We start from the raw sequence: 24358 nt of genomic DNA, 5'->3' as shown, positions 1-24358 counted from the left end.
ATGAACACTACTTTCCAAACGGTTTTTGAACATTACGATTGGGATACCGTACAGGCAAAAATATATGCCACAACACCCGAACAGGTGCTCCGTTCGTTAGCCACAAACAAACGCAGCCTGGAAGACTTCCTGCACCTGATCGCTCCGGCTGCCCAGCCCTATCTGGAACAAATGGCACAACAGAGTCATACTTTGACCACAAAACGGTTTGGAAAAACGATACAGATGTATGCCCCGATGTACCTGAGCAATGAATGCCAGAACATCTGCACCTATTGCGGTTTCAGCCTGGATAATAAACTGAAAAGAAAGACACTCTCAGCATCCGAAATCGCACAGGAAGTAACCGCGCTGAAAAAAGCGGGATTCGACCATGTGCTTTTGGTAACCGGAGAAGCCAATTATACCGTTAACATCCATTATTTCCTAAAGGTTATTGAGCAGATCAAAAATGACTTTGCCAATATTTCCGTAGAAGTACAGCCGCTTTCTGAAGAAGAGTATGTACAGTTGCATCAGGCTGGTGTTTACTCGGTGCTGGTTTATCAGGAAACCTACCACCGGGACGTTTACAAACAATACCACCCGAAAGGGAAAAAGTCCAATTTCGATTTCCGGCTGGAAACACCGGATCGTGTGGGAAGTGCCGGGATTCACAAAATCGGACTGGGTGTTTTGTTAGGATTGGAAGATTGGCGTACCGACAGTTTTTTCAATGCGCTGCACCTGGATTATCTGCAAAAAACCTACTGGCAAAGTAAATTCTCGGTTTCTTTTCCGCGGCTGCGTCCGGCAGAAGGAATCATCGAACCCAATTTTATAATGGACGACAAGGATTTGACGCAACTGATCTGTGCGTACCGTCTGTGGAATGAAGATCTGGAACTTTCCGTTTCCACGCGGGAAAATGAGAAATTCCGGGACAATATCATTCCGATTGGTGTAACCAGTATGAGTGCCGGTTCCAAAACCAATCCCGGCGGTTATGTTGTCGATCCGCAATCGCTGGAACAGTTTGAAACCAGCGATGAACGTTCTGCCTTGACCATAGCACGGATAATAACCCAAAAAGGCTACGAACCGGTCTGGAAAGACTGGGACAAAAGCTACAGCCAACACTGATTTTTATGATAAGCATTCAGGATTTTTTACGATACAACCGGCAAATGCTGCTGCCGGAAATAGGCGAAAGCGGTCAGCAGCGACTAAAGGATGCCCGCGTTCTGGTCATTGGTGCCGGCGGATTGGGCTGTCCCGTTTTACAATACCTTGCCACAGCAGGAGTGGGAACCCTCGGAATCATTGATTTTGACGTGGTGGAATTACACAACCTGCACCGTCAGATTTTATACAGGGAAGCCGATGTTAACCAGCCCAAAGCCCTTATTGCCGAATTGGCCCTGAAACAGCTGAATCCGGAAATCCGTACTATTGTTTTTAATGAAAAGCTTACTCCGGATAATGCCGCCGGGATTTTTCAGCATTTTGATATCGTTGTGGACGGCTGCGATAATTTTACCACCCGCTATCTGGTGAACGACACCTGCGTAAACTTAAATAAACCGCTCATTTACGGCAGTATTTTAAAATTTGAAGGACAGGTAGCTGTTTTCAATCATAACGGCAGCAAACAGCTCCGGAACCTGTTTCCGGAACCACCAAACCCGGAAGATGTACCGAATTGCAGCCTGAACGGCGTTTTGGGTACGTTACCCGGAATAATCGGTTCGATGATGGCACACGAAACCTTAAAGCTGATTACCGGTTTACCCGTTTTAACCAATGAGCTGCTGCTGCTAAACACGCTGGAATGGCAATTGACCAAACTACAGTTTTAAGCATTAAAAAAGGGAACCGTTTCAGTTCCCTTTTTTATAATGCAATACTTTCATAAAGTCTTCCCGGTTCACTTCAAAAGCGCCCAGACTTTCCAGGTGTTCATTATAGACCTGGCAGTCGAGCAATACGTAATTGTTGTTCCGAAGGTGTTCTACCAGAGTGATAAAAGCCACTTTGGAAGCATTGGAAACTTTGGAAAACATGCTTTCCCCGCAAAAAATATGACCGAGGTCAACACCATACAGGCCGCCAACCAATTCGCCATCCTGCCATACCTCAACAGATTGTGCATGTCCCTGCCGATGCAGTTCGCAATAGGCTTCAATCATGTCATCGGTAATCCAGGTTCCGTTTTGCCCTTCTCTTTTAATGGACTGGCAATTGGTAATGACTTCCCGGAAGTTTTGGTTGAATGTGACGGTGAAGATTTTCCGGTTCAGGATGTTCCGCATGCTTTTGGAAATCACCAGATAATCGAATACCAGCACCATTCTCGGATCCGGAGCCCACCAGGTAATCGGTTCCCCGTCTTCAAACCAGGGAAATATACCGGAACGGTAGGCCAGTAAAAGGCGTTCTACAGATAAGTCGCCGCCTACGGCTAATATCCCGGAATAATCGGTTTCGGTAACCGGGGGGAAATACAATTCTTTTGTTAGAAAATACATAGTCGTTTAAAAAATAAATCCTGAAAGTTTTGAAGCTTTCAGGATTCTAAGTTTTATTAGAACGGCAAATCGTCATGTTCTTCTTCATTGAAATTTGAAGCCGGTTCAAAGGCATCGGCAGCCGGCATTGGAGGTACCTGACCTGCTGGTGCTTCTGCTTGTAATTTTTCGATTCTCCAACCCTGGATAGAGTTGAAATATTTTGTTTCTCCCTGAGGATTAACCCATTCTCTACCTCTAAGATTAATAGAAACTTTCACAGGTTCTCCCACTTGGTAACTATCCAGTAAATCACATTTATCCTGAGTAAACTCAATCATAATATGTTGCGGATATTGTTCTTCGGTAGTGACAACTAACTCTCTCTTTTTAAAACTTGCGCTAATTTGCTGCGCTCCATTAATCACTTTAATTTTCCCTGTAACTTCCATAGTAAAAATATTAATTGTTTATAGTAAGGCTTATATAAAAATTCAATTCAAAAATACAAACCGCTAATTCTTATTGTCTTGACAAAAGTACTTTCCAGGCGGTCAGCACTTCATTATTGTCCAGATATTCTTTCGCTTTCTGATGTTTTTTAGTTTCATCATCGGCACTTAAAACTGCTTTAATGGCAAAATTTTCTTTTACAAATATAGCAATATCTTCATCCGTTGGCAATGCTTCCACATTTCCAAGCTTACCAAGGTCATTCCCGTCAAAAACCGGACTTTCTTTAATAAAATCAGGAACGGCATCAACACCAATTCCAAGTGTTGTCAGTGGTTTTTCCACTTCAAACAATCCCTGATTGGCACGGGAATACCAGTTTCCTCCCATTCTGGAAACCAGATCTATTTTATATTGATCAACTGCTCCGTTTTCATCCAGGATGGCTTCATCAATATGTATTTTAACAACTTCACAGATAATCAGGTTTCCGGCACCGCCTTCGGTTCCCAGTTCGATAATATCGTTTACCTTACATTCAAACTGCACCGGGCTTTCTCCAACGCGATATGGCTTTACCACATCGGAAGGAACCATTGTCAATCCGGATTTCACAAACTCGTTAACGCCGTCGCCATATTCCGTACTGGACAAAGAAGCCTGCTGTACGATCGCATAGTTTACAATGTTGATTACCACTTCGCGCGTTTGTTCCGCATTGATCAGCGTGTGTTTCACGGTATTGTTACGCACTCTTCTCGCCGGAGAGAAAATCAGTATCGGCGGATTAGAACTGAACACATTGAAAAAACTGAAAGGGGATAAATTCGGATTACCCTGTTCATCCATCGTACTTGCAAAAGCAATCGGTCTGGGACCAACGGCACCTTGTAAATAAGCTTGTAATTTCATCGGATTTAACTCCTTTGGATCGACACTAATCATAGCTGTAAAATTTCCACAAATATACTTTTTTTTAGCCCGAATGAAAATACAATTTTACATAGCTGTCCGTATTTATTTTGAAGTTCCCGATCGGGCAGCATGCATTTCCTGCTTATATTTTTGCTCCCTTATATCTTTTCCTTATTTTTAAACACAAATTACACAAAGCATGAACTTTTCGGAAAGAAGAAATTTAATTCGCTGGATAATTATTCTGGGATCCTTCAATATTTTAGTTTTGATTCTATGGAATACGTATACTTTTTTTCAGAAGTTCAAAGACGAAGAACGTCTTAAAATGGAGCTCTGGGCAACGGCAACCAAGACACTGAACAATGCCGATGAAAATACGGAAGTGGAACTTCCTTTCCAGATCCTGAGCAACAACACCACGATTCCGATTATACAGACGACCGACAAGGACAGCATTATCAACATGGTTAATGTGGATAAGGAGATTGTTGCCGATGCCGCCAAATCGAAAGTTTTCCTGAACAAGTTAAAATCCGAAAACCTCCCGATCATCATCGAGCTGGGCGGTTACAATCAATATCTCTATTATGGCAATTCATCGCTGCTGACCAAATTGAAATTTTACCCGGTGGCTTTAGTCCTTATCGGGCTTTTCTTTAGCGGTATGATCTTTAATTTTTACCGGGCCAGTAAAATGGCTACCCAAAACAGGCTTTGGGCCGGTATGGCCAAAGAGACCGCACACCAGATCGGCACGCCGCTTTCTTCTTTAATAGGCTGGCTGGAAATTATGAAAGCCGATAATGTGGATGAAACGACCATAGCCGAAATTGAAAAGGATATCAACCGGCTACAGACAATAACGGATCGTTTTTCCAAAATCGGTTCCGAACCGGTGCTTGGTGATTATGATCTGGTAAAAGAAACCGAACAGTCGTTCGAATATTTACAATCCCGTACTTCCAAACAGGTTGAATTTTCGTTCCTGGCTCCGGAATATCCCATCCATATCATGCTGAATCCTGTACTGCACAGCTGGACCATTGAAAACCTGGTAAAGAATGCTATTGATGCCATGAAAGGAAAAGGCAAACTGGCTATCGTTATTGAGGACACGGAGCGTTTTGTAAAAATCAAGGTTACCGATACCGGAAGCGGGATTCCGAAAAAACAGTTTAACAGTGTTTTCGAACCCGGTTTTACAACTAAAAAACGCGGTTGGGGATTAGGGCTTTCGCTGACAAAACGTATCGTGGAAGAGTACCATAACGGAAGGATTAAAGTAGCTCATTCCGAAATAGGAAAAGGAACGACCATGCAGGTCACGTTTAAAAAGGAGAAAGCTACTGCTTAATGATGCCTTCTTTCAGCTGGACTTTTTTTAGCAGGCTGGCTTTTTCGCCATCCCAGGAATAGGTTTCTTTCCACACCTTTTCCCGCATCATATAGTCCTCATTGTTTTCACTGTCTATTGCTTCGGCCTCTTCAATAATTTTGTAGATATAATCCGGTTTTCCTCCTGGTTCTTTCGGAAAAATAAAGTTCTCGCTGTGGTAGTAAACACCGGCATCGCCAACCTTCATTTTTTCCGGCAGCAGCAATAGTTTTTTTCCGGTCCACCCGAAATAGAAAAAGTAGGTCGGTATACCGCAGGCTTCCCCGCTAAAACTGATCCGGTATAGTTCCTGAATATTTTTAAGTCCCTGGTTCCCCAGAAGACTTTGCTGGTAATAATAGCTTTCGCTAATCGGTTTTTTAATTTCTTTACTATCCAGCACCAGATTGTTTTCATCCAGGACCTTAACGGCAATAACGTGTTCCTGGGAAACATAATCTTCTTCTTTTTTAGCATTGATCCGTTCCAGAACGGTCAGGAATTTCAGTCCGTTTGTTTCTTTATAGTCTAATGCTAAAAATCCGAGCCAGAGATAGCCCTTCCGGATATCGCGATTGGGTAACTGGTATTGAATTTCAACCCAATTCATATCGATACCTTTTAGTTTCTGTGTTTTTTCGGTTTTGGATAAAACCGTTATTTTTTTTCCCAATTGCAGGGAATCAATCAGTTTTCCCGCTGTGGAAGGCATATCCCTCACATAGCAGTTTTTGACACCTATAATTCCTTCTACATTGATCTGATTGGTTTCGGAATATCCTGCGTTTTTGCCGGACAGCCACAAATAGCTATCCTGTCCCTGGGCAAAAACCGAAACAGACAGCCAAAAGAAAAACAGCAGGAAGGTATATTTTTTCATGTTTACATATTGCCGGCAATAGCCTGGGCAAGTTCTTCAAACTGTAATGGTGTAAGGCTTGTTTTACGTTGAAAACGCATATCATCCATGTCCTGTAAAGGAATTAAGTGAACGTGTACATGCGGCACTTCCAGCCCCACTACAGCTACTCCGATCCGTTTGCAGGCCACTGTTTTTTCTAAAGCTTTGGCAACTTTTCTGGAAAAACGCATCAATTCCAGATAGTGCTCTTCTTCCATATCAAAAATCTTGTTGATTTCTTTTTTAGGCACACAAAGGGTATGTCCTTTTGCATTGGGATTCACATCTAAAAAAGCGATAAAATTTTCGTCTTCCGCTACTTTATAACTCGGAATTTCCCCGTTTATGATTTTTGTAAAAACTGAACTCATTGCCAAATAGGATTTAATTAATTAGTCTCTGGAAATTTCTAATACTTCAAATTTCAAAATACCGTTCGGTACCTGAATTTCTGCAATTTCACCTACGGATTTCCCTAACAATCCTTTACCAATTGGTGAGGTAACGGAGATTTTTCCGGTTTTTAAATCGGCTTCACTTTCTGCCACCAACGTATATTTCAATTCCATTCCGTTGGTTTGATTTTTTATTTTAACAGTAGACAGTACCAATACTTTTGATACATCCAATTGCGATTCATCAATTAAACGGGCATTGGCAACTACGTCTTCCATTTTAGAAATTTTAAGTTCCAAAAGTCCCTGAGCTTCTTTAGCCGCATCATATTCTGCATTTTCAGATAAGTCACCTTTGTCCCTTGCTTCTGCAATTGCCTGCGATGCACGAGGACGTTCGATGCTTTTTAACTGATCCAACTCATCTCTTAATTTTTTCAATCCTTCAGCCGTATAATAAGATACTTTACTCATAATTTCGTCGTTTATATAAATAGAAAAAATCCCATCGAAACGGGATTTATTTCTACAAAGATATTGTTTTTTATTTATTTCAATTTTTAATACGCTTTATAGCATTAGTCAAAGTTAATTAAATTAAATTTGTTTTTCAATTGTTTTACGATAATTTATATGAAAAAGTACATCTTTTTATTGTTTTTAATCCCCCTGATTGGCGGCTGCAGCAAAGACAGCGTTGTTAACAACAATAATCCTTATCTGCCTAACTATCAGGTTTTGATTACCATCGACACGAACCTTCCTTCATACAGTCCTTTAAAATTCACAAACGGATCAGCTTATATTGCCGGCCCGACAGCCGGAATCAGAGGAATCATCCTTTTTAATACCGGAACCGGCATTACGGCATTTGACCGCGCCTGTCCGAATCAGTCACTGAGCGAATGCTCCACTATGGATGTAGACGGTATTTTTGCCGTGTGTTCCTGTGACAATAAAAAGTACAGCCTGTTCACCGGAATAGGCGACGGACAATATCCGATGAAGCAATACCGTACAGAACAGATGGGAACACTTATACGGGTATTCAATTAAAAAAAAAATCCTGATGACAACATCAGGATTTTTTTTTAGAACTTCAGCGTTAGGCCGGCCATAAAATTAATTCTTGCCTGCGGATAATATCCCGTTCCTTCAATGGTGGTAACCGTATCCGGACTGGACCAGTCATCATCATAAGTATAGAAGAATCCGTTGGACTGGTATTTGGTATTAAAGATATTGTTCACCAAACCGGAAATCACGATGGATTTAAAAATTCGTTTCGGTTTAATTTCATAGACAATATTAAAATCGGAAACCGAGTAGGCTTTCAAAACAGATTTCTCCGAATCGATATTACCCATATACTGGTTTCCTACAAATTTTGACAACAAAGTCAGCTGCAGGTTTTTTAACGGCAAAAACGTTACCGCATTACCGGCAATAAAATCGGGTGAAAAAGCGATATTGGTTTTTCCGAAATTGTGCATTTCCCCATCTTTACCGGCTACAAAGTCGACAATTTTATTCTGACTCACCGTAACATTTTGTCTCAATACCCATTTGTCAGAAACAAAAATACTGGCATCTACTTCAAGTCCTAAACGATAGCTGTTATCCACATTGATCCGTTTTGATTCTCCCACATCGTTTAACGCACCGGTTAACACTAACTGGTCTTTGTATTTCATATAATAGGCATTAACATTCAGTCTGGCTACAGCCGAAGCATGCCGCCATCCCAACTCGTAATCGTCCATTTTTTCCGGTTTCGGAACATTTCCTTCATAATCGTTTCTGTTTGGTTCACGGCTTGCTTTTGCATACGAGAAATACAGGTTGTTCTGTTTGTTTATCGCATAGTTCAACCCTCCTTTTGGATTGAAAAATTTAAATGTATCGTCAACAAGTCCCGTTTTTACAGCATTCGCTTTGTAATTTACCGTACGGTATTGCAAATCCCCGAACAGGCTTAACTGACTGGTAATATCATAGGTTGCTTTTGCAAATACATTCACATCTGTTTTGGTCGCAAAATCATCATAGAAAAGCTGCTCATAGTTATAGACCGCCTTTTCTTTTACCCAAAGCAGTTTGCCAAAATGCGCGCCTTCATATTTATTCGCACCACCACCCAAAATCAGGTCCAGTTTGTCTTTTTTGTAGTTTGTCGAAAACGTCACTCCGTAAAAGTCATTATCCAGCCATTTCTGGTTGATCAAATCAGATTTTTTTATTGTAACCCCGTTTTCTTCAAAAGGCGTCAGTCCGAATTCACTGAACTTCCCACCTCTTTTATAGCTTTCATAATACCCTTTTCCTTTGGTATAATGCAGTGCCACATTGGTAGACCAGTTATCGGTCCATTTCTCATTCCAGTGCAGCTGATAATGATCCTGTCTGAAATTATCCGTTTGATTATCGTAAAATTTCACATTGCCGTTTTCATCAAAATACAAACCGGAAATATTGAATTTCGGATTGTTATCCAGCATGTGCTCATCCAGTCCCAGGTCTTTCAGCTCCATACCGTCCAGCCCGTTCCATGACTGGTATGTTTTTTCGGAACCGCCGAAAACCAGAGCTTTTATCAATGTTGATTTCCCTACATAAGTTCCCTGTAAAAAATAGGATTCCAGGTTGGAAGAAGCCCTGTCAATATATCCGTCGGAATTGATCTTTGACAAACGTCCGGCTATTTCGAATTTATTATCCATCAAACCGGTACTGAATTTCACAGTATGTTTTCGCGTGTTAAAGCTTCCGAAAGAGTTGGCAATTTCACCGTATCCTTTTTCGGAATACGTATCGGTTAACATGTTTAAACTTGCTCCGAAAGCGCCGGCTCCGTTTGTAGACGTTCCGACACCTCTTTGCAGCTGAAGGCTTTCTACAGACGATACAAAATCGGGCATGTTTACCCAGAAAGTCCCCTGTGATTCAGAATCATTATACGGAATTCCGTTGATGGTAACATTCACACGGGTGGCATCGCTACCACGCACCCTGATTCCGGTATAACCTACTCCGTTTCCGGCATCGGTTGTGGCCACTACCGATGGCAGGTAATTCATCAGCACCGGTATGTCCTGACCTAAGTTTCGTTCTGATAATTGTTTTTTACCAAGATTACTGAAGGTAACCGGTGTTTTGGAAGTAACCCGTACTGCCGACACCAAAACCTCATCCATCTGTTTGGGTTTAACGGTGTCCTGAGTTGTTTTTTCCTGCGAGAAAAGCACAAAAGGCTGCAGGCAAAATGCAATAACGACTGATTGTAATAACGTTTTCATTCGTAAAAGTTTACGAATAAAAGGGGTAATTATTCTTTGTTTTAAATTAAAATGATGTTTCAATGACGCGGAACAATTGCCTCATTCCGTTTGTCATTTCTCCCTAAACAGCATTACCTGTTCCAGGTTCATTGGGTATGATCTCAGCTCGATTGTCCGGAAAAACCGGATATAAGCACCCCTTTGAGACAGCGCAAAAGTATAAAAAGAAAACACACAAAATCAAATAATACCAATAAAAACGCAATAATTACCTGTAATTCCTTAGCATTATTACATTTTACACAAATCAGCACCGGAAGTTAGTCCAATTTCGGTTTTTTGCGGAAGTCTTTTTTCTGGGATAAATTCCGTTTGCTCTGAATACGTTTTTTAATTACCGAATGCGGAATTTTAGTTGCTTTCCGTTCTTTATCAACCCATAACGATTCCTGAATGAGTGACAGAAAGCGCCTGGTAACTATTTCTTTATTTTTTAACTGGCTCCGGTTTTCATCACAATTCAGTAACAAAACCCCTTCTTTCGTCAGCCGGGCTGTCAGTTTTTCCAGCACTTTACTTTTCTCCTCATCCGTAAGTGCTGTCGAATTGGAAACATCAAACGTGAGCTGGATTTTCGAAGAAACCTTGTTTACATTCTGTCCTCCGGCACCACTGCTTCTCACAGCTTTATAACGCAACTCGGCAATTAGCTTTTCTTTTTCCATTATCTGGGCTGATGTGCCGGTTTTAGCAGGTCGTTAATATTTTTTACCGGATTGAAGGTTAAAAGCGGCACTTCAACAAAAACGGTAATCCAGTTTGCCATAGCACCATTCCATAATCCGGGTAGTTCGTAGGCCTTAATATCGTGACAGCCTTTTGTTTTCTGAACGATAAAGCCTGCGTTATGGTCTACAAAATTTTCCAGTTCAAACTTTTCTCCTTTGTAGTTTTTAAGTCCGCACACCAAATCCACCGGGTTAAAATGTGTTGCACTATTCAGGATCTGCCACTGTTTTTTATTTTGCAGATCAATTTGTGACGATTCGACGATCTGCAAGGACAGACCACCTTCTTCACCGGTAACCCAAAACGGTCCTCCGCCCGGTTCGCCTTCGTTTTTTACCATCCCGCAAACCCGGACAGGCCTGTTTAACAACTGAAACAATAAGTTTTTCTGGTTTTCAAAAGTGTATTTTGAAAAATTCTTCGGCAATACGATATTCAGCTGACTGGTTGCAAAATCTATTATTTTTTGCAGGCCTTCCTCGTTTACCGGGCTTTCCAGAGCATGAAGATATCCGAACGTTTCTTTTTGCAGTTGCATCAAAAGTCCGCCCAGTAGTTTTTTATAACGTACAATTCCTTCAAAATGGTTGTAACAGACATTGTCAATGTTTTTTACAAAGACAATATCACTCGTTAGCCGGTTCAGGTTCTGTATCAGCGCACCATGTCCGCCGGGACGAAAGAACAAACGGTCATTATCCAGTCTAAACGGAGTATTATCCATCGCTACCGCTAAGGTGTCGGTCGATTTATCCTGAAAAGAATAGAACACCGCAGCATTCACATTGCTTTGTGAAACAGATTGTTCAAAACTGTCTTTATGTTCTTCCGATACCGTGAAATGGATTTTCGGTTTCCCGTCCACATTTGTATATACCAGTGCTTCTTTTAAATGTTTATCGATAGGAGTAGTAATAAAATCTCCTTCCTGATGAAACGGCAGGATTCCTTTTGGTTTATTCAGGAAGTCAAATTTTTCCGTAGCCAGCATTGCCGTAATAAAATGGTAATACTTTTCATCCTGTGTAAAATCGTCATAGCCTTTGTGTATCCTTCTCACTTCATACAGCACACTTTCATAAAAAGGAAATTTCTCAATTCCTACCAGAAACACTGATAGCTCTGCCTCTTTTTTTCTGTTTATATAGGCATTGATACTTTCTTTATGCAGTTTGAATTCGTTTAGGAAATCTACCAGAAATTTAAACATCCTGCTGGCAGCCCCGGATGCCGGAACGAATTTCTCAATTGAAAATGCGGCTTTACTGGCATCAAAGTAGTCCACCAACTGCTGGATCTGCTCTTCTTTAAAAGCTGTGATACCATCGTTTACCGTTGCAATTTTTGCGAGGTTAATTTTTGCGATTCCTTCATTAAAGAAACCCAATTGTCTCGCAATGCTGTCGATATTGGTTCCCTGTTCCCACATTTGCACAAAATCAGCAGCCGTGAATCCAATGGATCTGGCAGTGATTAGTCCGTTAACGGCTTTTACCGCTTTTTCGAAACGCGCTTCCTGGTTTCCGGAAAGCACTATATAGGGTTTATTGTTTTCGTCCAAGGCTTTTTTAAAGCGTTCAAACGTTTCTTTTCTGTTTTCCGGCCGGTCTCTTAAGTCATCTTTTTCCCAGGGCACATCTACATCCGTCAGAAAGAAAAGGTCGTATTCGTGTTCGCGTGCGGCTTCGTCTAAAGCCTCATCACAAAATCCGTAGTAAATTTCAGAAAACACTTTGGTCACCATTAAGTTGGTGTCACAAAACAGGAGTTTGTTAGCCGATAAAACAGCTTCATTTTCCAGTTTTATCTGTCCAACGGCAATAGGAAGCATGTCGTTGGCATCGCAGATCTCTTTTTTTAAATCCCATTTTTCCTGCAGATAATCGCGGGCAAACTCCGGTATCCAAATCGTATTGAAATGTGCAGCCAGCTGTTTTGACAAGGTTGTTTTACCGGTACTTTCAGGACCGTACATGGTTATCTTTATCGTTTCTGAATATCGTTGTTTAAGATCTTTCTCCATTCTAAATAGGCAGAGATTGCCAAAATTGTAAATATTAAATATTGTAGCGACAACATCCCCAAACCTCTATAGGCATAAAGAGGCACTGCAATTATGTCGCCTATTATCCAAAGCGTCCAGTTTTCTATTTTTTTATTGGCCATATACCACATTCCTGTAAAAAACAGTCCTGATGCCAATATATCGATATAATTTTCGTGCTTAATTTCGTAATCCACGGCATTATAGATCGCGAAAATTATAACAATTGTCGTTAAAAACAATGCCATACCGATAATTTTTTCCCGAAGGCTTGTCCTGGAGATAAGCAGACTATCTTCTTCATTCCGCTTTCTTGACCAGTTGTACCAGCCGTAAACACTCATGATCGAGAAATAAATATTGATGATCATGTCCCCTAAATAGCCTGCCTGAAAAAGCAGATAAACCGTGATTGTCGTTGCTATTAATCCTGTAGGATAGACCAGAATGTTTTCTTTTTTAGCATACCATACGCTGGCGATTCCAAATACAAATGCCAGAAATTCCAGAATGATCTGCAGTAGCGGTGCGTTCTTATAGGCGTTCAGAAAAAATTCGATCATACTTGTGCTTCCCTAAAAAAGTTAGTATCTTTTTCAAAAGCCGTCCCGATAACCAGCATGGTGGCACCTGCCTGATAGAGGGCTTCCATTGTTTTTTGCGAACGGATACCACCGCCCACAATCAGCGGAATATCAATATTATCTGAAACGTCTTTTACCATGGCTAACGGCACATGATTTTCGGCGCCGCTTCCCGCTTCCAGGTAAATGAGCTTATTCCCCAGCATTTCTCCCGCCATAGCCGTTGCCACAGCAATTTCGGGTTTATCTTTAGGAATAGGTGTTGTACCGCTCATGTAGGAAACGGTGGTTTGCCTGCCGCTTTCCACCAGCAAATAGCCGGTTGCCATTACTTCCAGCTGTGTTTGTTTTAGCAAAGGAGCCACCTGGACATGCTGCCCGATCAAATACTCCGGGTTGCGGCCGGAGAGCAGCGACAGGAATAAAATCCCGTCGGCTAAATTGGTAATATGGGAAGCATTGCTTGGAAAAAGCAAAACCGGAACAGTTAATGCTGCTTTCAGTTCCCGGATGATCTCCTCCTGCGTGTCTGAAAAAAGCAGGCTTCCTCCGATAAAAACATGGGTCGCCGGAGCGTTTTTAATTTTTGTAATGAGATCCGCTAAATGTGCTAATTGTATCTTATCCGGATCCAGTAAAATTGCCAGTAGTTTTCTGCCTTCTCTTTTTGCTGCAACTATTTCGGCGTAAATTTTGTTCATGCTATTTTCTTTTATCTTGTTCTAAAGCATAAACCAGCGTAAAATCTTCAATTTCTTCAAAGTAAAACTGGAAATCTTTTTTAAAATCTTCTTTTCGAACGGTAGCCAATCCTTTTTTATCTGCTAACAGAAAAGGATGTACGGTCATATTATCTTTAAAACTAAGGCTTTTCGAGTTACACATTTTGTATTTTGCTTCTTTCGCGCCCCATATAACGGTTAGTTTACGGATATAGTCATCTGCTGTTTTATCTAAAAACGAGAATTCCGTATCCATAAATTTATCGGCTATTTTACTTATTTTATCCCTGCGCAGTTCCATATCGATGCCCACATTGTCATAACCCACAATTATTGCCGCAAAACTATAGGAATGAGTTATCGAAATATGTTTACCGTCTTTTAAATGTGGTTTTCCAAATTCATCATAATACAAATCAAAATCGTCATACCCCAATGCTTCCAACAGGTTCCGCACACTTAAAAATCCTCTTTGATGCTGCTCAGATTTCATCCCTTCCACCCGGGTCAGACTGGAATCTTTTAAAGGTTTGTTCCGGAACAGTTCTTCCAAAGTTTCGGTAATTTCCCATACCAGAACCTTTGTATTACTATCTATTTCTATCGTTTTATACAGCGGCATCAGAGCGTATTTGATTTTAAGTTTACAACTTGTTAATTTATTTTTCTGAAAGTTAACACTTTAGCATCTTTAAACAAATGCTAATTATCAATCAATCCTATATATTTTAAAAAGTAATTCCGTAAATTTGCACTAAATTTTTTGTAAATACAAATATAGAGTAGATGAGCACAAAAACATTGCCTTTCGTGGCTTACAAAGTAAAAGATATTTCCCTTGCAGCCTGGGGAAGAAAAGAAATTGAATTAGCAGAAGCAGAGATGCCGGGATTAATGGCTCTTCGTGCTGAATATAAAGAGGAGCAACCTCTTAAAGGTGCTCGTATCGCAGGTTGTCTTCACATGACTATCCAGACTGCCGTTTTAATTGAAACTTTAATTGCTTTAGGAGCTGAAGTTACCTGGAGTTCTTGTAATATTTTCTCCACTCAGGATCAGGCAGCAGCAGCAATTGCAGCAGCAGGTATTCAGGTTTATGCCTGGAAAGGATTAAACGAAGAGGATTTTGACTGGTGTATTGAGCAGACTTTATTCTTCGGAGAAGACAGACAGCCTTTAAACATGATTTTAGATGACGGTGGTGATTTAACGAATATGGTTATTGACCGTTACCCGGAATTAATCCCTGGAATCAAAGGTTTATCGGAAGAGACTACAACCGGAGTTCACCGTTTATACGAAAGAGTTAAAAACGGAACGTTACCAATGCCGGCTATTAACGTAAACGATTCTGTTACAAAATCTAAATTTGACAACAAATACGGATGTAAAGAAAGTGCTGTAGATGCAATTCGTCGTGCAACAGACTTAATGTTAGCCGGAAAAAGAGTTGTTGTTTGCGGATATGGTGATGTTGGAAAAGGAACTGCCGCTTCTTTCCGTGGAGCAGGTTCTATTGTTACCGTAACGGAAATTGATCCGATCTGTGCTTTACAAGCTGCTATGGACGGGTATGAAGTTAAAAAATTAGACACTGTAGTAGGAAATGCTGATATCATCATCACGACTACAGGAAATAAAGATATCGTTGTTGGAAGACATTTCGAGCAAATGAAAGATAAAACTATCGTTTGTAACATTGGTCACTTTGACAATGAAATCGACATGGCATGGTTAAACAAAAACCACGGTGCTTCTAAAATCGAAATCAAACCTCAGGTTGACAAATACACCATTAACGGAGTGGATATCATTATCCTTGCTGAAGGTCGTTTAGTAAACTTAGGTTGTGCTACAGGTCACCCAAGTTTCGTGATGAGTAACTCTTTCACCAACCAGACGTTGGCACAAATTGAGTTATGGAACCACAGCGATAAATATGAAAACCAGGTTTATATGCTACCAAAACACCTGGATGAAAAAGTAGCCGCTTTACACCTTGCAAAATTAGGTGTTGAGTTAGAAACATTAAACACAGAGCAGGCAGCTTATATTGGTGTTGAGGTACAAGGCCCATTCAAACCGGAATACTACAGATACTAAGCCGTATCGTTATAATAAACAAAACCCCTTACAGCTTGTAAGGGGTTTTTATTTACCTGTTTCTCAATATTCCGCATAAAAAAAAGCCCGTTTCTAAGAAACGGGCTTTTTAATATTTTCTCTTGTAAGATATAAATTCTTATGCTTCGAATGGAATTACAGAAACGAAAGATTTGTTATCTCCTTTTTTCTGAAATTTCACAACTCCATCAACTTTTGCATGTAAAGTATGATCTTTACCCATGTAAACGTTTTCACCTGGATTGTGCTTAGAACCTCTTTGTCTTACGATAATGTTTCCAGCAATTGCAGCTTGACCACCAAAAATCTTAACACCTAAACGTTTCGATTCTGATTCTCTACCATTCTTGGAACTACCGACACCTTTCTTGTGAGCCATGACGTATTAGTTTTTAATGTTAATTATTCTTCTGTAGCTTCCGCTTTTTTAGTCGCTTTTTTCTTTGGAGCTCCACCTGCAACGATTCCCTCGATTACAATTTGAGTTAAAGATTGTCTGTGACCGTTTTTCTTTTTGTAACCTTTTCTTCTTTTCTTTTTGAAAACGATTACTTTATCACCTTTTAAGTGTTGTAACACTTTAGCTTCTACTGAAGCACCTTCTACAGCTGGGGCGCCTAAAGTTACATTCCCTTTGTCATCCAATAAAAGAACTTTGTCAAAAGTAACTTTTGCTCCTTCTTCAGATGCTAAACGGTGAACATAAACCTTTTGGTCTTTGCTTACTTTGAATTGTTGCCCTGCTATCTCTACGATTGCGTACATAACAATAATGTTTAATTAATTTTTTAAGAGTGCAAATATACAACTAATTCTTTATGATACAACCCTATATGCACAAATTTCACAATCCCGCAACAGGAAAGTAACTTAATTCTCAAAATTACGGGAAATCATCACTTTTAAATGTAACAATTTGCCGAAATTGCACACCTATACGAATATCCAAAATAAATTATTAATTTTTATGAAAAAATCTTTGATGGCTTTGAGTTCCCTTCTGATGCTTGGCGGCGTAGCTTCGGCGCAGAAAGTAGCGTTTGAAGAATACAATTTAGACAACGGACTGCATGTGATTTTACACAAAGACCCTTCCGCTCCGGTAGTGGTTACTTCGGTAATGTATCACGTTGGTGCAAAAGACGAAAACCCGGACAGAACTGGTTTTGCACACTTTTTTGAACACCTTTTATTTGAAGGTACTAAAAATATCGCAAGAGGAGAATGGTTTAAAATTGTAACGGCTAATGGCGGTAACAATAATGCCAACACTTCTGACGACAGAACGTATTACTACGAGGTTTTCCCTTCCAACAATCTGGAGTTAGCCTTATGGATGGAATCGGAAAGACTAATGCATCCGGTAATCAATCAAATTGGTGTTGACACTCAGAACGAAGTTGTTAAAGAAGAAAAAAGATTACGTGTTGACAACCAGCCTTACGGAAACTTATTCACTGAGGTTAAGAAAAACATCTTCACAAAACACCCTTACCGTTGGGCACCTATCGGTTCTATGGAGCATTTAGATGCTGCAACACTTCAGGAATTCCAGGCTTTCAACAAAAAGTTCTACATTCCTAACAATGCGGTTCTGGTTGTAGCCGGAGATTTTGATAGCGCTCAGGCAAAACAATGGATCCAGAACTATTTCGGACCAATCCAAAAAGGTACGCCTATCACGCGTCAGAAAATTGAAGAGACTCCGATAACACAAACAATCCACGCAACATACCAGGATCCGAACATCCAGATCCCAATGGCTGTTACGGCTTACAGAACACCGTCTATGAAAACACATGACGCCAGAGTACTGGACATGATTTCTTCTATTCTTTCTGACGGAAAAAGTTCAAGATTATACAAAAAGTTAGTTGACGATAAGAAAATGGCGCTTCAAATTGGTGCTTTCAACTACAGCCAGGAAGATTATGGTGTGTATTTTATCTACGGATTACCACAAAGCCCGACAACTCCTGCTGAATTAATTAAAGGTATGGACGAGGAAATCGTTAAGCTTCAAACGGAATTGATTTCTGAAAAAGATTTTCAGAAATTACAAAACAAGTTTGAAAACCAATACGTAAACAGCAATTCAAACTTAGAAGGTGTTGCAGAGAACCTGGCTTCTTTCTACTTACTTTATGGCGATGTGAACCTAGTAAATACTGAAATCGACATTTACCGTTCCATCACCCGTGAAGAAATCAGAGATGTTGCTAAAAAGTATTTAAATCCAAACCAACGTTTGATTTTAGATTATGTTCCAGCAAAAGATAAAGCACAAAACTAAGCAGCCAATAATCATGAAGAAAATAATATATATAGCAGCGAGCTTGTTTTTAACGATTACTATGCAAGCACAAGACAGACCTCAACCAAAACCGGGACCGGCTCCAACAATCAATGTTAAAAAACCGGAAACCTTCACTTTAAAGAATGGTTTAAAAGTAATGGTAGTAGAAAACCATAAACTACCGAGAGTTACTTATTCCTTAACACTGGACAACCCTCCGTATGCGGAAGGTGACAAAAAAGGTGTAGCCGATTTAACCAGCAGCATGATTGGTAAAGGTACCCGAAAAATATCTAAAGACGCTTTTAACGAAGAAATCGATTTCTTAGGCGCAAACATCAACTTCTCTTCCGGCGGAGCTTCTGCCAGCGGATTGTCTAAATATTCCGGAAAAATCCTGGAATTAATGGCTGATGGTGCTTTAAATCCTGTTTTCACTCAGGAAGAGTTCGACAAGGAAAAAGCAAAATTACTGGAAGGAATAAAATCGCAGGAAAAAAGTGTTACGGCTGTTGCCGGACGTGTTGAAAACGTTCTGGCTTTCGGAAAAACACATCCAAGCGGAGAATATTTAAGCGAAGAAACGATCAACAAAGTAACGTTAAACGATGTGGTTTTAAACTACAACACATATTTTGTTCCGGGTAATGCTTATCTGGTAATTATTGGTGATGTGAACACAAAAGACACCAAGAAAATGGTTGAAAAACTTTTCGGTTCATGGAAAAAAGCGATTGCACCGCAGTTGGTTTATTCCGATCCAAAAAACGTACAGTACACTCAAATCAATTTTGTAGACATGCCAAATGCGGTACAGTCGGAAATTGCTTTAGTAAATACGGTTAACATCAAAATGACGGATAAAGAATATTTCGCTTCTCTTTTAGCCAACCAGATCCTTGGTGGTGGTGGTGAAGGAAGATTATTCTTAAACCTTCGTGAAAAACACGGATGGACTTATGGTGCTTATTCTTCTATCGGATCCGGAAAATACGTTACGAAATTCCGTTCTTCTGCTTCTGTTAGAAATGCAGTTACCGACAGTGCTGTAGTAGAGTTCTTCAACGAATTAAAAAGAATCAAAACAGACCTTGTTTCTGCTGAAGATTTAAAAAATGCAAAAGCAAAATACATCGGAAACTTTGTAATGCAAATTGAAAAACCGGCTACAATTGCCCGTTATGCTTTAAACACTGCAACACAAAACTTACCGGAAGATTTCTACGAGAACTACATTAAAAACATTAATGCCGTTACTCCGGAAGATATTAAAAATGCCGCTAACAAATTCTTTTTATCAGACAACACCAGAGTTGTGGTTGTCGGTAAAGCTGCAGATGTATTGTCAGGATTAGAGTCTTTAAAAATTCCTATTTTCTATTTCGACAAATTCGGTAATGCTACAGAAAAACCAGTGGTAAACAAACCAATTCCTGCCGGTGTTACTGCAAAAACAGTATTTGACAACTACATCAAAGCTATTGGTGGTGAAAAAGCCGTTGCCAGCATTAAATCTATCGCTACTACAGCTACAGCTACAATCCAGGGACAAGCTTTGGAAATGACTTCCAAACACACTTCAGACAACAAGTCATTGTTTGAAATGAAAGTTGCCGGAATGACAATGTCCAAACAAGTTGTAAACGACAAAGCGGCTTATGCTATTCAACAAGGTCAGCGAAAAGATTTCACTGCAGAAGAATTCAAAGAGAAAAAAGAAAGTGCTGCTGCATTCCCGGAATTGGCTTTAGCGAAAAAAGCAGATTTAAAAATCAAAGCTATCGAAAGCATTAATGGTAAAGATGCTTATGCTATCGAAAACGGAAAAAGCACCTTATACTATGATGTAAAAACCGGTTTAAAAGTAGCGGAAGCAAAAACACTTGAAAGAGCTGGTCAGAAAATGACACAAATGATTACTTACGGAGATTACAAAGATGTAAAAGGAATTAAAGTTCCTTACAAAATGGTAATGAACGTTGGAATGGATTTAGACTTTACAACTTCTGATGTAAAAATCAACGAAGGTGTAACACCAGCTGATTTCCAATAATCACAAAATACAATATCATAAAAAAGACCGCCTTCCGGCGGTCTTTTTCTTTATTTCCTGCTGGAGAAATACACTCCGACTAAAATTATCAGGGCGCCTACAATCTGGAAGAATTCCATTTTTTCATGATCCAATATACCCCACACAAAAGCGACCACCGGAATTAAATAGGTAACGGAAGACGCAAAAATGGGCGATGAGATCTGTATTAACCGGAAAAAGACAATGTTTGCGATTCCGGTTCCTACAATACCCAGAATAGCAATATACATCGCCGACTCCTGAACTTCCGGCTTACCGGCAACCTGAAAGAAATCGGTACAGGACAGCACTATCAATGCCGGAATGGTCAGCACAACAAAGTTCCCGGTAGTAATACTCAGCGTATTCAGATCGGAAAGGTATTTTTTAATCAGATTGACATTCATTGCATAGCAGATTGCCGCCACGACCACAAACAAGGTATAATAGTAATTCTGATTGGGATTGCTCTGCGCTCCGGAATAAATGAGCAGCACACAGCCTATCAGCCCTATCAGTACCCCAAAGAATTGTCTTCGCTGAAATTCCAGCCCGAAAACAAAAGCACCGAGCAATAAGGTATTGAGCGGTGTTAACGAATTCAGAATCGCACTGGTTGAGCTGCTGATTTCCGTTTGAGCAATAGAAAAAAGAAACACCGGCATAAATGTTCCCACAAAAGCCGTCAGCGCGATATATTTCCATTTTCCCAGCGGAATTTTCGGCAGGCTTCTAAATCCTATCAGCAGCAAAAAGGCAGCAGCAAACAATATCCGTAAAGCTCCCAGCTGAAAAGGCGATAATCCGACCAATCCTCTTTTGATTAAAATAAAAGAACTCCCCCATATCAGGGAAAGCCCTATCAGTAAAACCCACTTTAGCTGTTTTGTCATTTTCTATCAATTTTAAGGTGTAAAATTCTAATATTAAAACGAAAAAACGCCTGTTTTTTTATAATTTTGTAACTCTTTACAAAAGAGCTTTTTAATCTTAAAAAAACACCATCATGAATTTCACAAAAAAAATAGCTGTATTTGCTTTAACCGCTTTTGTATTGGTTAGTTGTAAAAAAGAAGATAAAAACACTACTGCAGCAACCGCAACAGAAGCGTCAAAAGACGTAGCAGCAAAAATGGAAACAGCCAGCATGAACATTGAAGGAATGACCTGCGCTATGGGCTGTGCAGCCACCATTGAAAATAAATTATCCCACCTGGAAGGTGTTACTTCTGCCAAAGTTGATTTTGAAACCAAAACAGCTACTGTAGAATTTGATGCAAACAAACAGTCAACTATTTCCCTGACACAAACTGTTGAAGGTGTTGCCGACGGAAAAACATACAAAGTTACCAGCGTAAAATCATCTGGTGACAAAGCAATGGTTATGGATCAGGAACCGAAAAAAGCAGAAGGTAAAAAATGCTGTTCGGCTGATGCTAAAAAATCATGTGCCGATAAAAAAGGAGATGCACCTAAAAGCTATGCCACAGATGCTAAAAAAGACACTGACGTTAAAAAGGCATAACCGGACACATAGTATAAAAAAAAGCGAACTGAATAGTTCGCTTTTTTTTATTTCCATCGTATGCTTTGCATGATTTCCCGCATGTCGTTTTTAATATAACTTGCCGCCGGCATAATGGAATCAAAATTTGGTTTTGCATAAAAATAAACCGATCCCACAATAAAATGCTTCGTACTGTCCGTTACATAAAACTGTGCATTCGTAGCCGCATCGCCGCCCACCTGGTAAAACATTCCGTAAACTTTATCTTTACGGTTCACAAACGGCTGTTCCTGTATGTCGTCCGCTTTAATAACGTGCTCATACGTTAGTTTCTGCGCATCTCTTAACAGGACATCAATATTATTATTTACCGGCTTATAATCGATGTAAATGGTCCCTTTCATTTTCGGATACACAATATTAAAGCCACAGGCTCCTTTTTCGGTTATCTTCGTCAGCGTATTCACATCAAAAGTAAAAGCGCAGCCATCCGTAAACATTCTGTATTCCGGCATAGGGTATTCCAATCGCAGGTGTGCTTTTGGCTTTGGCACTACATCACCTTTGCAGGCTGTAAACAAGAAGCCTATTCCCATTAGCAGCAGTAATCCGGTATTTCTTAATTTTCTATTCATTTTTTAAAGCAGTGTAACTTTAATTTGTTTCACACGGCGTTTATCGACCGATTCGACGGTAAATATACAATCTGCAAAATTTATTTTCTGGTGCTTTTTTGGAAAATTTCCGGAAATCTCTAAAATAAATCCGGCCAAAGTTTCCGATTCCCCTTTATTGGCTTCAAAAACCTCTTCATCGACCGGGACGATCCTGTAAAAATCTTTCAGGCTTATCTTCCCTTCAAACAGGAAGTTTTTGGCATCAATCTGCGAAAAGACAATATCTTCATCATCAAACTCATCACTGATATCTCCCACAATTTCTTCCAGTATGTCTTCCAGCGATATCAGGCCGGAGGTTCCGCCATATTCATCAACTACTATTGCCAGATGGTTTTTCATACCCTGAAATTCCTTTAGCAGGTTATCGAGTTTTTTATTTTCGGGAACAAAAAACGGACTCCTTAATAAGGCCTGCCATTCAAAATCGGTTTTATCAATATGCGGGATCAGGTCTTTTACAAACAAAACGCCTTCAATATGATCGATATCTTCTTTATAAACCGGTATTCTCGAATAGCCTTTATCTACGATCTTAGCAAAAATCTCTTCAAATGTTTCTTCAATATTTAAGGCAAAAACATCAATACGGGGACTCATAACCTGGCGCACTTCCGTATTACCGAAGGTTACTATGCCTTCCAGTATTTTCTGTTCTTCTTTGGTTGCATCGCCATAGTCGGTCATTTCCAATGCCTGCGACAGCTGATCTACCGAAAAGTTTTCTTTTTCTTTCCCTATTTTTTTATGCAGATACAGGATGATCTGCCGAAGCGGAACACTTACCGGCGTTAGCAGTCCGGTTAAAAAAACCACAAACGTGCTGACCCCTTTGGCAAATTTTACATTATTCCGGGTGGCATACATTTTAGGCAGTACTTCCCCAAAAAACAGGATCAATACCGCCACTATAGCAATTTCAAGGATTACTTTCGTGCTCAGCGCCATTCCTTCGGAAAAAACGCGGTTTCCAAAATAGGAAAAAAGCACCACAATTGTAATGTTCAGAAAGTTATTGGCGACCAGAAAAGTCATGGACAGCTTTTTGGGTGTTTCCAAAAGCCTGCTGATTTGTTTTCCTTTATTCGTATTGGCCGATATCAAATCGTCAATTTCTTTTCTGTTCAGGGAAAAAATAGCGACTTCTGCACCGGAAACCAATGCAGAACAAAACAACAGGAAAAGTATTCCTATTATTAAAAAAATAAGGTTAAAATCTATTATACTTATTAAACTGACGGGGCCTGGGTCCAAATCAAATCAATTTAGTTAAACAATTAAAACGGCATGTCATCATTCTGACCTGACGTATTTGGCCCGTCAAAAGAAGGCTTCGAAGGATCTGATGACGAAGAGAATCCCTGTTTATTGTTTTCAATTTCCTTTTTAGTTGTTAAAAAAGTAAATTCCGTAACCTGGATTTCTGTTGTATATTTTGTAGTTCCGTCTTCCGCCTGCCATTGTCTGGACTTGATACGCCCTTCTACATAAATCTTATCTCCTTTAGAAAGATATTTTTCACATATTTCAGCCGCTTTATTTCTGACCACAAGATTGTGCCATTCCGTAGAAGTGATTCTCTCGTTAGTGGATTTGTTAATATAGACCTCATTAGTAGCCAAAGGGAAACGTCCTATACAATTTCCGCCTTCGAAATAATGCATTTTTACATCATCTCCCAAATGTCCTATTAACATAACTTTATTTACCGTTCCGTTCATGGCTGATACCTGTT

General features: G+C 39.9%; 26 protein-coding genes. 8 read left to right on the top strand and 18 right to left on the bottom strand.

Features of this window, described 5'->3' with window-relative positions; genetic code table 11:
* Both thiH and BGO42_RS04810 read left to right on the top strand, forming a co-directional pair.
* A complete protein-coding gene (gene thiH, locus BGO42_RS04815) occupies positions 1-1122 on the top strand; it encodes a 2-iminoacetate synthase ThiH (protein WP_273246488.1) in 1122 nt (373 codons plus the stop codon).
* Positions 1123-1127: 5 nt separating this feature from the next.
* Complete coding sequence (locus tag BGO42_RS04810; RefSeq protein WP_273246489.1) at positions 1128-1838, top strand: HesA/MoeB/ThiF family protein; 711 nt, start codon at positions 1128-1130, stop codon at positions 1836-1838.
* Between the two features lie 21 nt (positions 1839-1859).
* On the opposite strand, the gene aat is transcribed toward BGO42_RS04810, so the two are convergent.
* The 3 genes from aat to BGO42_RS04795 form a co-directional block, all read right to left on the bottom strand.
* Positions 1860-2507 (bottom strand): leucyl/phenylalanyl-tRNA--protein transferase, encoded by a 648-nt coding sequence (gene aat, locus BGO42_RS04805; protein WP_177731479.1) that lies wholly within the window; start codon positions 2505-2507, stop codon positions 1860-1862.
* A 56-nt stretch (positions 2508-2563) separates the two neighbouring features.
* Positions 2564-2938, bottom strand: a complete 375-nt coding sequence (locus BGO42_RS04800; protein WP_177731476.1) for a DUF3127 domain-containing protein — start codon at positions 2936-2938, stop codon at positions 2564-2566.
* Positions 2939-3008: 70 nt separating this feature from the next.
* Positions 3009-3884: a flavin reductase family protein gene (locus BGO42_RS04795; protein WP_177731473.1), complete on the bottom strand. Its 876-nt coding sequence runs from the start codon at positions 3882-3884 to the stop codon at positions 3009-3011.
* A gap of 169 nt (positions 3885-4053) precedes the next feature.
* Between BGO42_RS04795 and BGO42_RS04790 the strand changes: the two genes are divergently transcribed.
* Positions 4054-5211, top strand: coding sequence for a sensor histidine kinase (locus tag BGO42_RS04790; protein ID WP_177731470.1), 1158 nt, complete (start codon positions 4054-4056; stop codon positions 5209-5211).
* On the opposite strand, the gene BGO42_RS04785 is transcribed toward BGO42_RS04790, so the two are convergent.
* From BGO42_RS04785 to greA, 3 genes are read right to left on the bottom strand one after another with little or no spacing between them, the layout of a single operon-like run.
* Positions 5201-6112 (bottom strand): hypothetical protein, encoded by a 912-nt coding sequence (locus BGO42_RS04785; protein WP_273246490.1) that lies wholly within the window; start codon positions 6110-6112, stop codon positions 5201-5203. The genes BGO42_RS04790 and BGO42_RS04785 overlap by 11 nt on opposite strands.
* A gap of 2 nt (positions 6113-6114) precedes the next feature.
* On the bottom strand, positions 6115-6504 hold the full coding sequence (locus tag BGO42_RS04780) for an HIT family protein (RefSeq protein ID WP_177731464.1): 390 nt from the start codon (positions 6502-6504) through the stop codon (positions 6115-6117).
* A 21-nt stretch (positions 6505-6525) separates the two neighbouring features.
* Positions 6526-7002: a transcription elongation factor GreA gene (greA, locus tag BGO42_RS04775; protein WP_177731461.1), complete on the bottom strand. Its 477-nt coding sequence runs from the start codon at positions 7000-7002 to the stop codon at positions 6526-6528.
* Positions 7003-7161: 159 nt separating this feature from the next.
* Here greA and BGO42_RS04770 point away from each other — a divergent pair, with 159 nt between their 5' ends.
* Positions 7162-7584, top strand: a complete 423-nt coding sequence (locus BGO42_RS04770; protein ID WP_177731459.1) for a Rieske (2Fe-2S) protein — start codon at positions 7162-7164, stop codon at positions 7582-7584.
* Positions 7585-7619: 35 nt separating this feature from the next.
* Here the strand turns inward: BGO42_RS04770 and BGO42_RS04765 are convergent, their stop codons facing one another.
* From BGO42_RS04765 to BGO42_RS04740, 6 genes are all read right to left on the bottom strand, one after another.
* The gene (locus BGO42_RS04765; protein ID WP_273246491.1) at positions 7620-9824 is read right to left on the bottom strand and encodes a TonB-dependent receptor; all 2205 of its coding nucleotides are present in this window, start codon (positions 9822-9824) and stop codon (positions 7620-7622) included.
* A gap of 302 nt (positions 9825-10126) precedes the next feature.
* Positions 10127-10531, bottom strand: a complete 405-nt coding sequence (arfB, locus tag BGO42_RS04760; protein WP_273246492.1) for an alternative ribosome rescue aminoacyl-tRNA hydrolase ArfB — start codon at positions 10529-10531, stop codon at positions 10127-10129.
* Positions 10531-12618: a DUF4301 family protein gene (locus tag BGO42_RS04755; RefSeq protein ID WP_273246493.1), complete on the bottom strand. Its 2088-nt coding sequence runs from the start codon at positions 12616-12618 to the stop codon at positions 10531-10533. Before BGO42_RS04755 ends, arfB begins: the two co-directional genes overlap by 1 nt.
* The gene (gene pnuC / locus BGO42_RS04750; protein WP_177731447.1) at positions 12579-13202 is read right to left on the bottom strand and encodes a nicotinamide riboside transporter PnuC; all 624 of its coding nucleotides are present in this window, start codon (positions 13200-13202) and stop codon (positions 12579-12581) included. The genes BGO42_RS04755 and pnuC overlap by 40 nt, the downstream gene beginning before the upstream one ends.
* Positions 13199-13924, bottom strand: a complete 726-nt coding sequence (locus BGO42_RS04745) for a phosphoglycerol geranylgeranyltransferase (RefSeq protein WP_273246494.1) — start codon at positions 13922-13924, stop codon at positions 13199-13201. The genes pnuC and BGO42_RS04745 overlap by 4 nt, the downstream gene beginning before the upstream one ends.
* Before the next feature lies 1 nt (position 13925).
* Positions 13926-14567 (bottom strand): 4'-phosphopantetheinyl transferase family protein, encoded by a 642-nt coding sequence (locus BGO42_RS04740; RefSeq protein ID WP_273246495.1) that lies wholly within the window; start codon positions 14565-14567, stop codon positions 13926-13928.
* Positions 14568-14731: 164 nt separating this feature from the next.
* Between BGO42_RS04740 and ahcY the strand changes: the two genes are divergently transcribed.
* Positions 14732-16048, top strand: coding sequence for an adenosylhomocysteinase (gene ahcY / locus BGO42_RS04735; protein WP_177731440.1), 1317 nt, complete (start codon positions 14732-14734; stop codon positions 16046-16048).
* A gap of 139 nt (positions 16049-16187) precedes the next feature.
* Here ahcY and rpmA read toward each other — a convergent pair whose 3' ends face one another.
* Both rpmA and rplU read right to left on the bottom strand, forming a co-directional pair.
* Complete coding sequence (gene rpmA, locus BGO42_RS04730) at positions 16188-16448, bottom strand: 50S ribosomal protein L27 (RefSeq protein ID WP_136403778.1); 261 nt, start codon at positions 16446-16448, stop codon at positions 16188-16190.
* Positions 16449-16471: 23 nt separating this feature from the next.
* Entirely contained in the window at positions 16472-16834 is a 363-nt protein-coding gene (gene rplU / locus BGO42_RS04725; RefSeq protein WP_177731438.1) for a 50S ribosomal protein L21, read from the bottom strand.
* 202 nt (positions 16835-17036) lie between these two features.
* Here rplU and BGO42_RS04720 point away from each other — a divergent pair, with 202 nt between their 5' ends.
* Together BGO42_RS04720 and BGO42_RS04715 are read left to right on the top strand one after the other, a co-directional pair.
* Positions 17037-18362, top strand: a complete 1326-nt coding sequence (locus tag BGO42_RS04720) for a M16 family metallopeptidase (protein ID WP_177731436.1) — start codon at positions 17037-17039, stop codon at positions 18360-18362.
* A 13-nt stretch (positions 18363-18375) separates the two neighbouring features.
* Entirely contained in the window at positions 18376-20418 is a 2043-nt protein-coding gene (locus tag BGO42_RS04715; protein ID WP_273246496.1) for a M16 family metallopeptidase, read from the top strand.
* Positions 20419-20468: 50 nt separating this feature from the next.
* Here the strand turns inward: BGO42_RS04715 and BGO42_RS04710 are convergent, their stop codons facing one another.
* The gene (locus tag BGO42_RS04710) at positions 20469-21332 is read right to left on the bottom strand and encodes a DMT family transporter (RefSeq protein ID WP_177731432.1); all 864 of its coding nucleotides are present in this window, start codon (positions 21330-21332) and stop codon (positions 20469-20471) included.
* 113 nt (positions 21333-21445) lie between these two features.
* On the opposite strand from BGO42_RS04710, the gene BGO42_RS04705 reads away from it, so the two are divergent.
* On the top strand, positions 21446-21964 hold the full coding sequence (locus BGO42_RS04705) for a cation transporter (RefSeq protein WP_273246497.1): 519 nt from the start codon (positions 21446-21448) through the stop codon (positions 21962-21964).
* Between the two features lie 47 nt (positions 21965-22011).
* On the opposite strand, the gene gldD is transcribed toward BGO42_RS04705, so the two are convergent.
* Genes gldD through BGO42_RS04690 form a run of 3 tightly spaced genes read right to left on the bottom strand, consistent with a single transcriptional unit; the run spans position 22012 to position 24344 of the window.
* A complete protein-coding gene (gene gldD / locus BGO42_RS04700) occupies positions 22012-22581 on the bottom strand; it encodes a gliding motility lipoprotein GldD (protein ID WP_414654264.1) in 570 nt (189 codons plus the stop codon).
* A 3-nt stretch (positions 22582-22584) separates the two neighbouring features.
* Positions 22585-23877 (bottom strand): gliding motility-associated protein GldE, encoded by a 1293-nt coding sequence (gene gldE / locus BGO42_RS04695; RefSeq protein ID WP_273246498.1) that lies wholly within the window; start codon positions 23875-23877, stop codon positions 22585-22587.
* 23 nt (positions 23878-23900) lie between these two features.
* Entirely contained in the window at positions 23901-24344 is a 444-nt protein-coding gene (locus BGO42_RS04690) for a single-stranded DNA-binding protein (RefSeq protein ID WP_177731424.1), read from the bottom strand.
* Positions 24345-24358 lie beyond the last annotated feature (14 nt).

This window comes from Flavobacterium sp. 40-81, assembly GCF_001898245.1.
GTDB lineage: Bacteria > Bacteroidota > Bacteroidia > Flavobacteriales > Flavobacteriaceae > Flavobacterium > Flavobacterium inviolabile.
Note: the sequence above shows the minus strand (reverse complement) of the source record. Positions and strands in the feature narration are given on the sequence as shown.